This window comes from Serpentinicella alkaliphila (genome assembly GCF_018141405.1).
Classification (GTDB): domain Bacteria; phylum Bacillota; class Clostridia; order Peptostreptococcales; family Natronincolaceae; genus Serpentinicella; species Serpentinicella alkaliphila.
The window spans coordinates 1,218,513-1,235,158 of sequence record NZ_CP058648.1 but is presented as its reverse complement, the minus strand read 5'-3'; the positions used below and the strand labels follow the sequence as shown (position 1 = coordinate 1,235,158).

Sequence of the window (16,646 nt, the reverse complement as noted above, 5' to 3'; positions counted from 1 at the left end):
TAATTTTCGACAACTTTCAACAGTGTTTGATTGATATAGTTAATTTATAATAAGATATAGTCTATGGTATCTGTCTACTATTACTCTAGTCAATATTAATATCATCTAGGCATATAGCGGCTTCATCTAAACCAATGCTTTCAATATTTTTAAGCTTTCTTTGAATTTGTTTTGTTCTTGTTCCTACAAGCATGTCAATTTCCTTACTTGCTTGATTAATTTTTTCCTGAGCTTTATTAAGTACATTACCGAACTTATCAAATTCTACTTTCACCGCCGCTAAGGTCATCCAAACTTCACTGGACCTTTTTTCTATTGCTAATGTTCTAAAGCCCATATGTAAGCTATTTAGTAATGCTGCCAGAGTAGTAGGGCCTGTAATATTTATTTTAAAATCTCTTTGCAGTACTTCGATAAGTCCGGTTCTACGAACTACTTCAGCATAAAGACCTTCTATAGGTAAAAACATTACTCCAAAATCTGTTGTATTTGGTGGGTCAATATACTTGTCCCTTATATCCTTAGCTGATTTTTTTATACTTGATTCTAAACGCTTTCCTGCCTCTTCAATTAATCCGCTATCACCAGAGTCATATGCTTCAAGTAATTGATGGTATACTTCTAATGGGAATTTTGAATCTAAAGGTAAATATACAATGTCCTCTAAATCTTCCTTCCCAGGTAGTTTTATTGCAAACTCTACATAATCTTTGCTTCCCTTTTTAGTTATAACATTTTTATCATATTGATCTTGAGTTAGTATTTGTTCTAATATATTTTCAAGCTGTATTTCACCTAAAACACCTCTAGTTTTAACATTAGATAATACTTTTTTCAAATCCCCTACTCCTGTGGCTAAGTTTTGCATTTCCCCTAAGCCCTTGTGAACTAACTCTAACCTCTCACTTACAAGTTTAAATGACTCTCCTAATCTCTCTTCTAGAGTCTTATGTAATTTTTCATCAACAGTTTCTCGCATCTTTTCAAGTTTTTGTTCAGTTGACAGTACTAGTTGATTTTGCTTCTCTACAAGTTCACTAAATTTTTCTTTTTGAATGTCATTGAATTCCTTAACATTAGATGTAAAGCGTTGTTCAAAAAATTTTAAAGCATTCGTTAATTCCTCTCTATTCATTTGTAAATCCCTATTTATTTGTGATTGAAGGGATCCTATTGCAGAAGTCATTTCCTCCCGAGCATCTTTTGCGTTTTTACTTGACTCTTCTCTATTTCGATAAAACTCTTCTTTATTTAAATTCTCTAATTTAATCATATCCTTTTCTAATCTTTCAAACTTCATATTAATATCTCGACCCAACTGGTTATTTCCATTGCTTTTTAATTGGTTTAGTAAATAAATAACTAAGGAAACTAATGTTATTAGGCTTATTAATAGAATTTCAGTTAAGTATAGCATACCTATTTCTCCTCTCTAGTATAACCCGATTTAGAACTAACGTTCGTCTAATTATATCGTACATCCATTATTGTTACAATAGTTCTAAAAGTTTTAATAAATGTATTGTATTTATTTAATAAATACAAATAATATAGTATTATCATAATCGTAAATACAATCTACCTATGATATAATTGTTATAATTTGTTTTAAATTTCAATTATTTCAGGAGGTTTTATGGATAATATTAAGCTTATTGCAACGTCCACCTTTGGTCTAGAGGCTGTTGTTAAAAGAGAGGTTTTAGATTTAGGTTTTAAAAATGTACAAACTGAAAATGCCATGATTACATTCGAAGGAGATTTAACTAGTATTCCAAAGGCTAATCTTTGGCTTAGAAGTGCCGATAGAGTTTTACTTAAGTTAGGTGAATTTAAAGCACTTACTTTCGAAGAACTTTTTGAGCAAACAAAATCATTACCCTGGGAACAATGGATCAGTCAAGATGGTAAATTTACTGTAACAGGAAAGTCAGTTAAATCAAAATTATTTAGCGTTTCCGACTGCCAAGCTATAGTTAAAAAAGCTGTTGTAGAAAAGCTTAAGACGAAGTATAAGGTTGAGTGGTTCACTGAAACAGGTCCAGAGTTTACAATTCAAGTATCACTATTAAATGATATGGCTACCCTAACAATTGATACTAGTGGGGATGGGCTACATAAAAGAGGTTATCGAGAAAGAAGTGTACAAGCCCCAATTAAAGAAACTTTAGCAGCAGCCCTTATTATGCTAAGCTATTGGAGAAAAGATAGGGTACTATTAGACGTCTTCTGTGGATCTGGAACTATCCCGATTGAAGCGGCACTTATTGGAAAAAATATTGCACCAGGACTTAACAGAAAGTTTGCGTCAGAATCCTGGCCTATACTAGGAACTGATTTATGGAAACAAGAGAGAGTATCTGCATTAAAAGCAATTGATCAAAATGTAAACTTAAAAATCCATGGATGGGATATCGATGAACAAGCCATAGAAATAGCACGAGACAATGCCTTTGAAGCAGGGGTTGATGATTGTATAGAGTTTCAAGCAAAAGAGCTTTCATCAATAGATATAAAAGAAAACTACGGAGTTATAATTTGTAATCCCCCTTATGGAGAAAGACTTAGCCAATTAAGTGAAGTTGAAAACTTATATAAAGTAATGGGAAAAAACTTTAGTAAGCTTGATACGTGGTCAAAGTACATTATTACATCCTATGAGGATTTCGAAAGACTTTATGGTAAAAAAGCAGATAAAAAACGAAAGCTTTACAACGGAAGAATAAAAGTTGACTATTTCCAATACTTTGGACCTAGACCACCGAGAGAACTTTAAAATTTTGAATACTAATGAATTTCAGTATTTTTTATTAAAAAATAGGATAAATAGTTTTTGTATACTATCTATCCTATTTCCCTATTATCTTTCTTATTAGTAATCCCCCATACCCCTATTATGTAGAACCTTTTATATTTGATATTAGCCCTCCCCTTGGCAAAATATCAAATAAGTTCATTTATATTATTTTATTAATTTTGAAATTTGTTTAAACTCAGGAGTAGCTGATTGTTTAAGAAGATCAAATACTACAACTTCCGTAGTTGTTATAACTGCTCCCATATTTGCTAACAACTCTAACCCCGCTTTGTAATTTGTCTTACTTCTTGAGCAAACCGCATCTCTCACAATAAATACTTCATACCCAAGTTTTAATAAATCTCTAGTAGTCTGTAATACACAAACATGAGTTTCTGTACCTGTTATAATTACTTTTTTTCTTCCTAACTTTTTAATTGCTGCAACAACATCTTCAGTACATCCAGTAAATGTAACTTTTTCGAAAAACATATTTTTATCTAAAAGAGATGCTAATTCAGGAACAGTAGGGCCTATTCCCTTTGGATACTGCTCTGTTACTACAGTAGGAAAGTCCATAACTTTTGCTACTTCAACTAATACCTTTGTATTTTCGATCATCTGATCCCCATATTTCATTGCAGCTACTAAACGCTCTTGTATATCAATAACTAGTAAAAGTGCATCTGATCTTTCCAAAGTAAATTTCTCCATTTTATCCTCTCCTTATAAACTTAATAATAATATTTTTTAAAAAGTTTTGATTAATAGTCAAATATTTATCAATGCCTTACTGAATTAGTTCTATATAAAACCATTATATTCCTCTTTTAAAGAGTAATTTTTTTTAATATTTATATATAATCTAATTCTTAATGTCCATTCCGCCAAATGCAACAAAACAACTTATTTTCAATAGAGGACTTTCAATGTTCTTAGAGACTATAGTTTTATTACTCCAACCCCCAAATAAAGGGAGTCCTTTAACAGTAACATTCCACTCTTTTGGTACAATTAAATCTACACCACCAAAAAGTGTAAAAACATCAAGAGACATCTCTTTTCCAGCTATGGCCTGAGCATCTCTTAAGTCAATGTCAGCAGCACCAAAGATTGCTACTACACTTCCTCCCTTAAAATTTTGTGAGAAATTCCGTGTATTACATCCAGAAAATAATGCAACAGAATCAATCTTATCTCTAGTATCTTTATATTTTCCATCAGACTTTGAGAATATAACGTGAATACCTAACAAAATAAGTATCACAGGCCATAGGTATAAATAGTTAAAAATGTTGAAATAGCCTAGAATTTTCAACTGAAGTAAAACTCCAATTGTAACTGTAATTAGACTACCTAGTTTTGAATGAGAATTATCAAATAGATTGAATATTCCAATTAAAACAATAGCCATCGGCCAGTAGTTTGATATTATATAAGCAAAGTTTACAGCGTACATTCCAACCTTATCTAGCATAAGTATAATTCCTAAAGCCACTAGGATTAATCCGAATAATTTTCTACCATTCACGGTTTTTACCTCCCTAAAGATCAAACTTATTTTTATATTATTACACAACCTAGACTGTTCTGGTTGTTTTTATGTATTTATAACCAAAGAGGAGTATTAGCCACAACATATCCACTTCACTTATAGGTATATTATACCATTTAATAAAATATGTTCTATTATTATTTTTTCAACCTCTATGTTCTTGTAATCTTAATTCCAAAACAAAAAATTAAAATAAAAAAATCTCCTACTATTCTCTTGTAGAAGATTATTAAAAATCGCAACGTCCTACTCTCCCAGGCGGCTACCCACCAAGTACCATCGGCGCTGAAGGGCTTAACTTCTGTGTTCGGTATGGGAACAGGTGTGACCCCTTCGCTATTGTCACGACATACTATTTAGTTTTTAAAACCGCAACGACCTACTCTCCCAGGCGGCTGCCCGCCAAGTACCATCGGCGCTGAAGGGCTTAACTTCTGTGTTCGGTATGGGAACAGGTGTGACCCCTTCGCTATTGTCACGATTTATTGAGAGTGTTCTCTCAAAACTACAAGTGAGATTTTAAAGCTTTCATCTTTTTTGGTCAAGCCCTCGACCTATTAGTATCGGTCAGCTTAATGCATTACTGCACTTACACCTCCGACCTATCTACCAGATAGTCTCTCTGGGGTCTTACCCCTTTCGGGTGGGAAATCTTATCTTGAGGGGGGCTTCGTGCTTAGATGCCTTCAGCACTTATCCCTTCCGTACTTAGCTACCCAGCTGTGCTCCTGGCGGAACAACTGGTGCACCAGCGGTACGTCCATCCCGGTCCTCTCGTACTAAGGACAGCTCCTCTCAAATTTCCTGCGCCCGCGACGGATAGGGACCGAACTGTCTCACGACGTTCTGAACCCAGCTCGCGTACCACTTTAATGGGCGAACAGCCCAACCCTTGGGACCTACTTCAGCCCCAGGATGTGATGAGCCGACATCGAGGTGCCAAACCTCCCCGTCGATGTGGACTCTTGGGGGAGATAAGCCTGTTATCCCCGGGGTAGCTTTTATCCGTTGAGCGATGGCCCTTCCACTCGGTACCACCGGATCACTAAGTCCGACTTTCGTCCTTGCTCGACCTGTTTGTCTCGCAATCAAGCTCCCTTCTGCCTTTACACTCTTCGCACGATTTCCGACCGTGCTGAGGGAACCTTTGAGCGCCTCCGTTACTCTTTAGGAGGCGACCGCCCCAGTCAAACTGCCCACCTGACAGTGTCCCAAAACCAGATCATGGCTCATGGTTAGAACTTCAATAATACAAGAGTGGTATCCCAACGTCGACTCCTCCAAGACTGGCGTCCTAGTATCTTAGTCTCCCACCTATTCTGTACATGTAGTATCAAAATCCAATGTCAAGTTGCAGTAAAGCTCCACGGGGTCTTTCCGTCCTGTCGCGGGTAACCAAAGATCTTCACTGGTATTACAATTTCACCGGGTGCATTGTTGAGACAACGTCCAAATCGTTACGCCTTTCGTGCGGGTCGGAACTTACCCGACAAGGAATTTCGCTACCTTAGGACCGTTATAGTTACGGCCGCCGTTTACTGGGGCTTAAGTTCTGTGCTTCGAGCTTAACCCTAACACTTCCCCTTAACCTTCCAAAGACCGGGCAGGCGTCGCCCCTATACGTCGTCTTTCGACTTAGCAGAGACCTATGTTTTTGCTAAACAGTCGCTTGGACCTATTCTCTGCGGCCGGGTTATGCTTACGGCGCGAAGCCTTCACACATCCTTAAGGCACCCCTTCTCCCGAAGTTACGGGGTCATTTTGCCGAGTTCCTTAACAATGCTTCTCCCGTTCGTCTTAGGATTCTCTCCTCGCCTACCTGTGTCGGTTTGCGGTACGGGCACCTTAAATCTCGATAGAGGCTTTTCTCGACAGTTTGGATTCAGTCACTTCGCTACTTATTTTTCGCTCCCCATCACATCTCGGGATCTATGAAAAAGCGGATTTGCCTGCCTTTTCTCCCTACCTGCTTAGACGCACTCAACCAACGGTGCGCTTGACCTATCCTCCTGTGTCCCCCCTTCTCTCAAACGATTCTTGGTGGTACAGGAATTTCAACCTGTTGTCCATCACCTACGCCACTTGGCCTCGGCTTAGGTCCCGACTTACCCTGAGCGGACGAACCTTCCTCAGGAAACCTTAGGCTTTCGACGGGCAGGATTCTCACCTGCCTCTCGCTACTCATGCCAACATTCTCACTTCTATGCAGTCCACTACTCCTTCCGGTATAGCTTCTACCCACATAGAACGCTCGCCTACCATGTATTTCTACATCCATAGCTTCGGTGATACGTTTGAGCCCCGGACATTTTCGGCGCAGGATCACTCGACCAGTGAGCTATTACGCACTCTTTAAATGTATGGCTGCTTCTAAGCCAACATCCTGGTTGTCTATGCAATCCCACATCCTTTTCCACTTAACGTATACTTTGGGACCTTAGCTGATGGTCTGGGCTCTTTCCCTCTTGACCACGGATCTTATCACTCGTAGTCTGACTCCCGATCTTAAGTTTACGGCATTCGGAGTTTGATAGACTTTGGTAACCGGTGAAGGCCCCTAGGTCATTCAGTGCTCTACCTCCGTAACTCATTTAATCGAGGCTAGCCCTAAAGCTATTTCGGCGAGAACCAGCTATCTCCGAGCTCGATTGGAATTTCACCTCTACCCACAGGTCATCCAGTGACTTTTCAACGTCAATTGGTTCGGACCTCCACGAAATTTTACTTCCGCTTCATCCTGCCCATGGGTAGGTCGCTCGGTTTCGGGTCTATGACATGCAACTTTCGCCCTATTAAGACTCGCTTTCGCTTCGGCTCCGGACCTTTAGTCCTTAACCTTGCTACATATCATAACTCGTTGGCCCGTTCTACAAAAAGTACGCGGTCACACTTTAACGTGCTCCCACAAACTTGTAAGCAAAGGGTTTCAGGTTCTATTTCACTCCCCTCCCGGGGTTCTTTTCACCTTTCCCTCACGGTACTATGCGCTATCGGTCACCAGGTAGTATTTAGCCTTGGGGGTGGTCCCCTGCTTCCCACAGGGTTTCACGTGTCCCGTGGTACTCTGGATCATAGCTTAGAGTCTTCTCGTTTCGTATACGGGGCTTTTACCCTCTTTGGCCTGACTTTCCAGTCATCTTCTACTACGATACCTCTCCTTTTTTGCTATGTCCTCAACCCCGAAAGTAAACTTTCGGTTTGGGCTTATCCCTTTTCGCTCGCCACTACTTAGGGAATCGATTTTTCTTTCTACTCCTCAGGGTACTTAGATGTTTCAGTTCCCCTGGTATCCCCTCTACTAGCTATTTATTCACTAGCAGATACTTGAATATTACTTCAAGTGGGTTTCCCCATTCGGACATCTACGGATCTTTGCCTGCTTGCGGCTCCCGTAGCTTTTCATGACTTACCACGTCCTTCTTCTACTCCTTATGCCAAGTCATCCTCCCTTTGCCCTTACTAGCTTGACCTTTAAAAGATGCTTGTAAATTTCTTTACTTAACTTTATTTCTCACTTTGCAGTTTTCAAAGAACATGCTTCAATTACCCAAGTCTTGTATTTGGTGTAATTGGAGTACTCAGCATTTGCTGAGCTTCTTATTTAATTGAAAGACAAAGTCTCTCAAAACTAAACAGTATAGAAGCTTTTCTCCTTAGAAAGGAGGTGATCCAGCCGCACCTTCCGATACGGCTACCTTGTTACGACTTCACCCCAGTCATCGACTTCACCTTCGACAGCTCTCTCCTTACGGTTAAGTAGCTGGCTTCGGGTGCTTCCGACTCCCATGGTGTGACGGGCGGTGTGTACAAGACCCGGGAACGCATTCACCGCGACATTCTGATTCGCGATTACTAGCAACTCCAGCTTCATGTGGGCGAGTTTCAGCCCACAATCCGAACTGGGACCGACTTTATGGGATTTGCTTAAGATCACTCTCTTGCTGCCCTTTGTATCGGCCATTGTAGCACGTGTGTAGCCCTGAACATAAGGGGCATGATGATTTGACGTCATCCCCACCTTCCTCCGAGTTATCCCCGGCAGTCTCTCTAGAGTGCCCACCCTAAGTGCTGGCAACTAAAGATAAGGGTTGCGCTCGTTGCGGGACTTAACCCAACATCTCACGACACGAGCTGACGACAACCATGCACCACCTGTCACTTCAGTCTCCGAAGAGAAGGAACCGGTTAAGGTTCTGTCTAAAGGATGTCAAGTCCAGGTAAGGTTCTTCGCGTTGCTTCGAATTAAACCACATGCTCCGCCGCTTGTGCGTCCCCGTCAATTCCTTTGAGTTTCACTCTTGCGAGCGTACTCCCCAGGCGGAGTGCTTAATGCGTTAGCTCCGGCACTGAAGGTCTCCCTCCAACACCTAGCACTCATCGTTTACGGCGTGGACTACCAGGGTATCTAATCCTGTTTGCTCCCCACGCTTTCGTGCCTCAGCGTCAGTTACAGTCCAGAGAGTCGCCTTCGCCACTGGTGTTCCTCCTAATATCTACGCATTTCACCGCTACACTAGGAATTCCACTCTCCTCTCCTGCACTCAAGCCAAACAGTTTCAAAGGCTTACTACGGTTGAGCCGTAGCCTTTCACCCCTGACTTGTTTGGCCGCCTACGCACCCTTTACGCCCAGTGATTCCGGATAACGCTTGCCCCCTACGTATTACCGCGGCTGCTGGCACGTAGTTAGCCGGGGCTTCCTCCTAAGGTACCGTCATTATCTTCCCTTAGGACAGAGCTTTACGACCCGAAGGCCTTCTTCGCTCACGCGGCGTTGCTGCATCAGGGTTTCCCCCATTGTGCAATATTCCCCACTGCTGCCTCCCGTAGGAGTCTGGACCGTGTCTCAGTTCCAGTGTGGCCGGTCACCCTCTCAGGTCGGCTACTGATCATCGTCTTGGTAAGCCATTACCTTACCAACTAACTAATCAGACGCGGGCCATCCTATGCCGAAGTTCTTTGACCATTTAGGGATGCCCCTAATCGGCTTTATGCGGTATTAGCACTGGTTTCCCAATGTTATCCCCCTGCATAGGGTAGGTTGCCCACGCGTTACTCACCCGTCCGCCGCTAGGATTTGGAAGCAAGCTTCCTCCTCCTCGCTCGACTTGCATGTGTTAGGCACGCCGCCAGCGTTCATCCTGAGCCAGGATCAAACTCTTAATTAAAAATTTTTGGGTTGCATCTTTTTGATGCTTTTTTTCTTGCTGGCTTTCTATACTGTTTAGTTTTCAAAGACCTTTTTTTATCTGCCGCTTTTGGCGACTTATCTAATATATCATTTTTGACTTGCTATGTCAACTCTTTTTTTATTAATCTTTTTTTAAGCTTCATCTTACCACCTGCCCCTCTTGGAGCCGGAATTATATATTAACATTTTTATTTAATTATGTCAATCGTATAATTTTGGAAACCGTCTTAATGTTAATATGGTGGGCGCAACAGGACTTGAACCTGTGACCCCCTGCTTGTAAGGCAGGTGCTCTCCCAGCTGAGCTATGCGCCCATATTTGGTGACCCCTAGGGGAATCGAACCCCTGTTACCGCCGTGAAAGGGCGGTGTCTTGACCGCTTGACCAAGGGGCCTAGTTTATGGTTGCGGGGGCAGGACTTGAACCTACGACCTTCGGGTTATGAGCCCGACGAGCTGCCAACTGCTCCACCCCGCGATATTGCAATCACCTAAATCTCCGATTTAGTGTGAGTGTAATACTCAGCATAGCTGAGTTTCATATTTAAAACTGGTGCCGAGGACCGGAATCGAACCGGTACGATCTTGAAGGACCGCAGGATTTTAAGTCCTGTGCGTCTGCCAGTTCCGCCACCTCGGCATATATTTTTCCTTCATTAATCCCTTAGCTTAATTGGATATGAAGAAATCAAAAGTCCCCTATTACTGTAGAGGACTTATTCATATTTAAAACCGCAACGACCTACTCTCCCAGGCGGCTGCCCGCCAAGTACCATCGGCGCTGAAGGGCTTAACTTCTGTGTTCGGTATGGGAACAGGTGTGACCCCTTCGCTATTGTCACGATTTATTGAGAGTGTTCTCTCAAAACTACAAGTGAGATTTTAAAGCTTTCATCTTTTTTGGTCAAGCCCTCGACCTATTAGTATCGGTCAGCTTAATGCATTACTGCACTTACACCTCCGACCTATCTACCAGATAGTCTCTCTGGGGTCTTACCCCTTTCGGGTGGGAAATCTTATCTTGAGGGGGCTTCGTGCTTAGATGCCTTCAAAGACTTATCCCTTCCGTACTTAGCTACCCACCGTGTGCTCCTGGCGGAACAACTGGTGCACCGGCGGTACGTCCATCCCGGTCCTCTCGTACTAAGGACAGCTCCTCTCAAATTTCCTGCGCCCGCGACGGATAGGGACCGAACTGTCTCACGACGTTCTGAACCCAGCTCGCGTACCACTTTAATGGGCGAACAGCCCAACCCTTGGGACCTACTTCACCCCAGGATGTGATGAGCCGACATCGAGGTCGCCAAACCTCCCCGTCGATGTGGACTCTTGGGGGAGATAAGCCTGTTATCCCCGGGGTAGCTTTTATCCGTTGAGCGATGGCCCTTCCACTCGGTGCCGGATCACTAAGTCCGACTTTCGTCCTTGCTCGACCTGTTTGTCTCGCAATCAAGCTCCCTTCTGCCTTTACACTCTTCGCACGATTTCCGACCGTGCTGAGGGAACCTTTGAGCGCCTCCGTTACTCTTTAGGAGGCGACCGCCCCAGTCAAACTGCCCACCTGACAGTGTCCCAAAACCAGATCATGGCTCATGGTTAGAACTTCAATAATACAAGAGTGGTATCCCAACGTCGACTCCTCCAAGACTGGCGTCCTAGTATCTTAGTCTCCCACCTATTCTGTACATGTAGTATCAAAATCCAATGTCAAGTTGCAGTAAAGCTCCACGGGGTCTTTCCGTCCTGTCGCGGGTAACCAAAGATCTTCACTGGTATTACAATTTCACCGGGTGCATTGTTGAGACAGCGTCCAAATCGTTACGCCTTTCGTGCGGGTCGGAACTTACCCGACAAGGAATTTCGCTACCTTAGGACCGTTATAGTTACGGCCGCCGTTTACTGGGGCTTAAGTTCTGTGCTTCGAGCTTAACCCTAACACTTCCCCTTAACCTTCCAAAGACCGGGCAGGCGTCGCCCCTATACGTCGTCTTTCGACTTAGCAGAGACCTATGTTTTTGCTAAACAGTCGCTTGGACCTATTCTCTGCGGCCGGGTTATGCTTACGGCGCGAAGCCTTCACACATCCCGGCACCCTTCTCCCGAAGTTACGGGGTCATTTTGCCGAGTTCCTTAACAATGCTTCTCCCGTTCGTCTTAGGATTCTCTCCTCGCCTACCTGTGTCGGTTTGCGGTACGGGCACCTTAAATCTCGATAGAGGCTTTTCTCGACAGTTTGGATTCAGTCACTTCGCTACTTATTTTTCGCTCCCCATCACATCTCGGGATCTATGAAAAAGCGGATTTGCCTGCCTTTTCTCCCTACCTGCTTAGACGCACTCAACCAACGGTGCGCTTGACCTATCCTCCTGTGTCCCCCCTTCTCTCAAACGATTCTTGGTGGTACAGGAATTTCAACCTGTTGTCCATCACCTACGCCACTTGGCCTCGGCTTAGGTCCCGACTTACCCTGAGCGGACGAACCTTCCTCAGGAAACCTTAGGCTTTCGACGGGCAGGATTCTCACCTGCCTCTCGCTACTCATGCCAACATTCTCACTTCTATGCAGTCCACTACTCCTTCCGGTATAGCTTCTACCCACATAGAACGCTCGCCTACCATGTATTTCTACATCCATAGCTTCGGTGATACGTTTGAGCCCCGGACATTTTCGGCGCAGGATCACTCGACCAGTGAGCTATTACGCACTCTTTAAATGTATGGTCGCTTCTAAGCCAACATCCTGGTTGTCTATGCAATCCCACATCCTTTTCCACTTAACGTATACTTTGGGACCTTAGCTGATGGTCTGGGCTCTTTCCCTCTTGACCACGGATCTTATCACTCGTAGTCTGACTCCCGATCTTAAGTTTACGGCATTCGGAGTTTGATAGACTTTGGTAACCGGTGAAGGCCTAGGTCATTCAGTGCTCTACCTCCGTAACTCATTTAATCGAGGCTAGCCCTAAAGCTATTTCGGCGAGAACCACTATCTCCGAGCTCGATTGGAATTTCACCTCTACCCACAGGTCATCCAGTGACTTTTCAACGTCAATTGGTTCGGACCTCCACGAAATTTTACTTCCGCTTCATCCTGCCCATGGGTAGGTCGCTCGGTTTCGGGTCTATGACATGCAACTTTCGCCCTATTAAGACTCGCTTTCGCTTCGGCTCCGGACCTTTAGTCCTTAACCTTGCTACATATCATAACTCGTTGGCCCGTTCTACAAAAAGTACGCGGTCACACTTTAACGTGCTCCCACAGCTTGTAAGCAAAGGGTTTCAGGTTCTATTTCACTCCCCTCCCGGGGTTCTTTTCACCTTTCCCTCACGGTACTATGCGCTATCGGTCACCAGGTAGTATTTAGCCTTGGGGGGTGGTCCCCCCTGCTTCCCACAGGGTTTCACGTGTCCCGTGGTACTCTGGATCATAGCTTAGAGTCTTCTCGTTTCGTATACGGGGCTTTTACCCTCTTTGGCCTGACTTTCCAGTCATCTTCTACTACGATACCTCTCCTTTTTTGCTATGTCCTCAACCCCGAAAGTAAACTTTCGGTTTGGGCTTATCCTTTTCGCTCGCCACTACTTAGGGAATCGATTTTTCTTTCTACTCCTCAGGGTACTTAGATGTTTCAGTTCCCCTGGTATCCCCTCTACTAGCTATTTATTCACTAGCAGATACTTGAATATTACTTCAAGTGGGTTTCCCCATTCGGACATCTACGGATCTTTGCCTGCTTGCGGCTCCCCGTAGCTTTTCGCAGCTTACCACGTCCTTCTTCGGCTCCTTATGCTTAAAGTCATCCTCCCTTTGCCCTTACTAGCTTGACCTTTAAAAGATGCTTGTAAATTTCTTTACTTAACTTTATTTCTCACTTTGCAGTTTTCAAAGAACATGCTTCAATTACCCAAGTCTTGTATTTGGTGTAATTGGAGTACTCAGCATTTGCTGAGCTTCTTATTTAATTGAAAGACAAAGTCTCTCAAAACTAAACAGTATAGAAGCTTTTCTCCTTAGAAAGGAGGTGATCCAGCCGCACCTTCCGATACGGCTACCTTGTTACGACTTCACCCCAGTCATCGACTTCACCTTCGACACTCTCTCCTTACGGTTAAGTAGGCGGCTTCGGGTGCTTCCGACTCCCATGGTGTGACGGGCGGTGTGTACAAGACCCGGGAACGCATTCACCGCGACATTCTGATTCGCGATTACTAGCAACTCCACTTCATGTGGGCGAGTTTCACCCACAATCCGAACTGGACCGACTTTATGGGATTTGCTTAAGATCACTCTCTTGCCGCCCTTTGTATCGGCCATTGTAGCACGTGTGTAGCCCTGAACATAAGGGGCATGATGATTTGACGTCATCCCCACCTTCCTCCGAGTTATCCCCGGCAGTCTCTCTAGAGTGCCCACCCTAAGTCTTTGGCAACTAAAGATAAGGGTTGCGCTCGTTGCGGGACTTAACCCAACATCTCACGACACGAGCTGACGACAACCATGCACCACCTGTCACTTCAGTCTCCGAAGAGAAGGAACCGGTTAAGGTTCTGTCTAAAGGATGTCAAGTCCAGGTAAGGTTCTTCGCGTTGCTTCGAATTAAACCACATGCTCCGCCGCTTGTGCGGGTCCCCGTCAATTCCTTTGAGTTTCACTCTTGCGAGCGTACTCCCCAGGCGGAGTGCTTAATGCGTTAGCTCCGGCACTGAAGGTCTCCCTCCAACACCTAGCACTCATCGTTTACGGCGTGGACTACCAGGGTATCTAATCCTGTTTGCTCCCCACGCTTTCGTGCCTCAGCGTCAGTTACAGTCCAGAGAGTCGCCTTCGCCACTGGTGTTCCTCCTAATATCTACGCATTTCACCGCTACACTAGGAATTCCACTCTCCTCTCCTGCACTCAAGCCAAACAGTTTCAAAGGCTTACTACGGTTGAGCCGTAGCCTTTCACCCCTGACTTGTTTGGCCGCCTACGCACCCTTTACGCCCAGTGATTCCGGATAACGCTTGCCCCCTACGTATTACCGCGGCTGCTGGCACGTAGTTAGCCGGGGCTTCCTCCTAAGGTACCGTCATTATCTTCCCTTAGGACAGAGCTTTACGACCCGAAGGCCTTCTTCGCTCACGCGGCGTTGCTGCATCAGGGTTTCCCCCATTGTGCAATATTCCCCACTGCTGCCTCCCGTAGGAGTCTGGACCGTGTCTCAGTTCCAGTGTGGCCGGTCACCCTCTCAGGTCGGCTACTGATCATCGTCTTGGTAAGCCATTACCTTACCAACTAACTAATCAGACGCGGGCCCATCCTATGCCGAAGTTCTTTGACCATTTAGGGATGCCCCTAATCGGCTTTATGCGGTATTAGCACTGGTTTCCCAATGTTATCCCCCTGCATAGGGTAGGTTGCCCACGCGTTACTCACCCGTCCGCCGCTAGGATTTGGAAGCAAGCTTCCTCCTCCTCGCTCGACTTGCATGTGTTAGGCACGCCGCCAGCGTTCATCCTGAGCCAGGATCAAACTCTTAATTAAAAATTTCTGGGTTGCATCTTTTTGATGCTTTTTTTCTTGCTGGCTTTCTATACTGTTTAGTTTTCAAAGACCTTTTTTATCTGCCGCTTTTGGCGACTTATCTAATATATCATTTTTGTCGATTTGTGTCAACTACCAATTTATTCAACATATATTCCATGTTTTTTCTGTTGCACAAGCAACTTAATCAATATATCAGTTTTTATATCCAATGTCAACGGGTTTTAAACATACAATTATATCCAAAGAAAAACCCACACCCTTAAGGCGTGGGACCCTACACTTCACTACTTTCAATTTCTTGCTTTAATGTCGCAACCGAGGCAATAATAGATTGGGGGTCATTAACAATACTTATTTCTTCACTTATTTCTAGATCTGCTACCCTTAAACTTTCCCCAATTCCAAATTTACTTATATCAAACTCTAATTTCTTTGGTATATTTGAAGTTGTACATTTAACTTCAATCTCTTTTAATTGTTGTTGCACAACAACTCCACTTTTTTCAACCTGACTTCTGCCCCTTAGAACAACTGGTATAGTTATGTAAATGTCTTCATTTTGCTCTACCTGTTGAAAATCCATATGTATAATTTCTTTTGTTACAGGATGTCTTTGTATTTCTTTAATATACGTAGTGTAACTATTGTTACCAATGTCTATAGAAACTAAAGTATTAGATCCTTGAGTTCTCAATATTCCTTCTAAGTATTTTCTCTCTACTTGAACTGGTAATGGATTTATATTTCTACTATAGATTACCGCAGGAATATATCCAGCCTCTCTCGTCCTATGACTAGCGTTTGTACCAACTTCACTTCTTAATGCACTCTCAATTATATTTTGCATTATTATCCCTCCTTCTACTATTAAATGATTATTACCAATTAATTTCCCCTTTATACAAGGTAATGGAAGAATAAACGCAAAAGCACCCATTCGGATGCGAGGCCACTGAAAAAGTGCCTAAATAAAATTTATAAAATGAGTGCAAAAAAACAGAGCTCTTAGAATCGCTTCTAAGGCTCTTTTTTCATCATTATATACATATTTGACTACCATAATACACTATAAAAATTTAAAAAGTTACTTTTTCAGTAGCCTCTTCGGATGCTATAATTACTTTTAATCCAGAGACTTAAGAATTCTTTCAGCAATTTCTTTTAACTTAGATTCTCCTAACTTTTTATCAGCAGCAATAAATACGGCTTTAAGTATATCCATATCCTTATCATAATTGTATGTATAAGCGTAACCTATAAAATCTTCAGGAATAAAATCTTCAATCAACATAATCTGTTCATCACAGCTAGTTAAAAGCTCTTCTACCAATTCGGAATCATCTATCCCTTCTACATCCATATCACTCTCAATTTCATCTTTTAACACATTAGCATCTAAATAAATTTGATACACTAATGTATCATCACGTTTTGAACTAGAAGTCAAATCTTTTATTTCCTGAAACTCAAACTCATTTTTAATGTCTTTTAATATCTCCTTACTATCATACACTGTGTCTCCAACCATTACGAAACTCATAACATCCTCTCCTTTTCATTAGTTTGATCTATTTTC

At 43.1% G+C, this 16,646-nt stretch carries 6 protein-coding genes, 4 tRNA genes and 7 rRNA genes; 1 reads left to right on the top strand and 16 read right to left on the bottom strand.

Translation table 11 applies throughout. The annotated features are described in order from the left end of the window. Positions 1 to 85: 85 nt before the first annotated feature. Positions 86 to 1,417 carry a DNA recombination protein RmuC gene (locus tag HZR23_RS06235; RefSeq protein WP_132848959.1) on the bottom strand — a complete coding sequence of 444 codons (1,332 nt, stop codon included), beginning with the start codon at positions 1,415 to 1,417 and terminating at the stop codon, positions 86 to 88. A 219-nt stretch (positions 1,418 to 1,636) separates the two neighbouring features. Here HZR23_RS06235 and HZR23_RS06230 point away from each other — a divergent pair, with 219 nt between their 5' ends. Continuing rightward, positions 1,637 to 2,776 carry a THUMP domain-containing class I SAM-dependent RNA methyltransferase gene (locus HZR23_RS06230; RefSeq protein WP_132848958.1) on the top strand — a complete coding sequence of 380 codons (1,140 nt, stop codon included), beginning with the start codon at positions 1,637 to 1,639 and terminating at the stop codon, positions 2,774 to 2,776. A 186-nt stretch (positions 2,777 to 2,962) separates the two neighbouring features. Here HZR23_RS06230 and HZR23_RS06225 read toward each other — a convergent pair whose 3' ends face one another. From HZR23_RS06225 to HZR23_RS06155, 15 genes are all read right to left on the bottom strand, one after another. Continuing rightward, the gene (locus tag HZR23_RS06225) at positions 2,963 to 3,511 is read right to left on the bottom strand and encodes a hydrolase (protein WP_132848957.1); all 549 of its coding nucleotides are present in this window, start codon (positions 3,509 to 3,511) and stop codon (positions 2,963 to 2,965) included. Between the two features lie 151 nt (positions 3,512 to 3,662). Next, positions 3,663 to 4,328 carry a LiaF transmembrane domain-containing protein gene (locus tag HZR23_RS06220; RefSeq protein WP_132848956.1) on the bottom strand — a complete coding sequence of 222 codons (666 nt, stop codon included), beginning with the start codon at positions 4,326 to 4,328 and terminating at the stop codon, positions 3,663 to 3,665. Positions 4,329 to 4,585: 257 nt separating this feature from the next. Further along, a 5S ribosomal RNA gene (gene rrf, locus HZR23_RS06215) occupies positions 4,586 to 4,702 on the bottom strand. A 16-nt stretch (positions 4,703 to 4,718) separates the two neighbouring features. Continuing rightward, positions 4,719 to 4,835: ribosomal RNA gene (gene rrf, locus HZR23_RS06210) — 5S ribosomal RNA — on the bottom strand. Between the two features lie 54 nt (positions 4,836 to 4,889). Continuing rightward, positions 4,890 to 7,822 (bottom strand): 23S ribosomal RNA (locus HZR23_RS06205). 187 nt (positions 7,823 to 8,009) lie between these two features. Next, a 16S ribosomal RNA gene (locus HZR23_RS06200) occupies positions 8,010 to 9,519 on the bottom strand. 262 nt (positions 9,520 to 9,781) lie between these two features. Further along, a tRNA-Val gene (locus HZR23_RS06195) sits at positions 9,782 to 9,857 on the bottom strand. Between the two features lie 5 nt (positions 9,858 to 9,862). Further along, positions 9,863 to 9,937 (bottom strand) — tRNA-Glu (locus HZR23_RS06190). A 7-nt stretch (positions 9,938 to 9,944) separates the two neighbouring features. Then, positions 9,945 to 10,020: transfer RNA gene (locus HZR23_RS06185), tRNA-Met, on the bottom strand. Between the two features lie 73 nt (positions 10,021 to 10,093). Then, a tRNA-Leu gene (locus tag HZR23_RS06180) sits at positions 10,094 to 10,182 on the bottom strand. 89 nt (positions 10,183 to 10,271) lie between these two features. Beyond that, positions 10,272 to 10,388 (bottom strand): 5S ribosomal RNA (gene rrf / locus HZR23_RS06175). A 54-nt stretch (positions 10,389 to 10,442) separates the two neighbouring features. After that, positions 10,443 to 13,370: ribosomal RNA gene (locus HZR23_RS06170) — 23S ribosomal RNA — on the bottom strand. 187 nt (positions 13,371 to 13,557) lie between these two features. After that, a 16S ribosomal RNA gene (locus HZR23_RS06165) occupies positions 13,558 to 15,067 on the bottom strand. The 16S, 23S and 5S rRNA genes sit together here with 4 tRNA genes alongside, the layout of an rRNA operon. A gap of 277 nt (positions 15,068 to 15,344) precedes the next feature. Next, positions 15,345 to 15,917 carry a 50S ribosomal protein L25 gene (locus HZR23_RS06160; protein WP_132848913.1) on the bottom strand — a complete coding sequence of 191 codons (573 nt, stop codon included), beginning with the start codon at positions 15,915 to 15,917 and terminating at the stop codon, positions 15,345 to 15,347. A gap of 276 nt (positions 15,918 to 16,193) precedes the next feature. Beyond that, the gene (locus HZR23_RS06155) at positions 16,194 to 16,610 is read right to left on the bottom strand and encodes a hypothetical protein (protein ID WP_132848912.1); all 417 of its coding nucleotides are present in this window, start codon (positions 16,608 to 16,610) and stop codon (positions 16,194 to 16,196) included. Between the last annotated feature and the right edge of the window lie 36 nt (positions 16,611 to 16,646).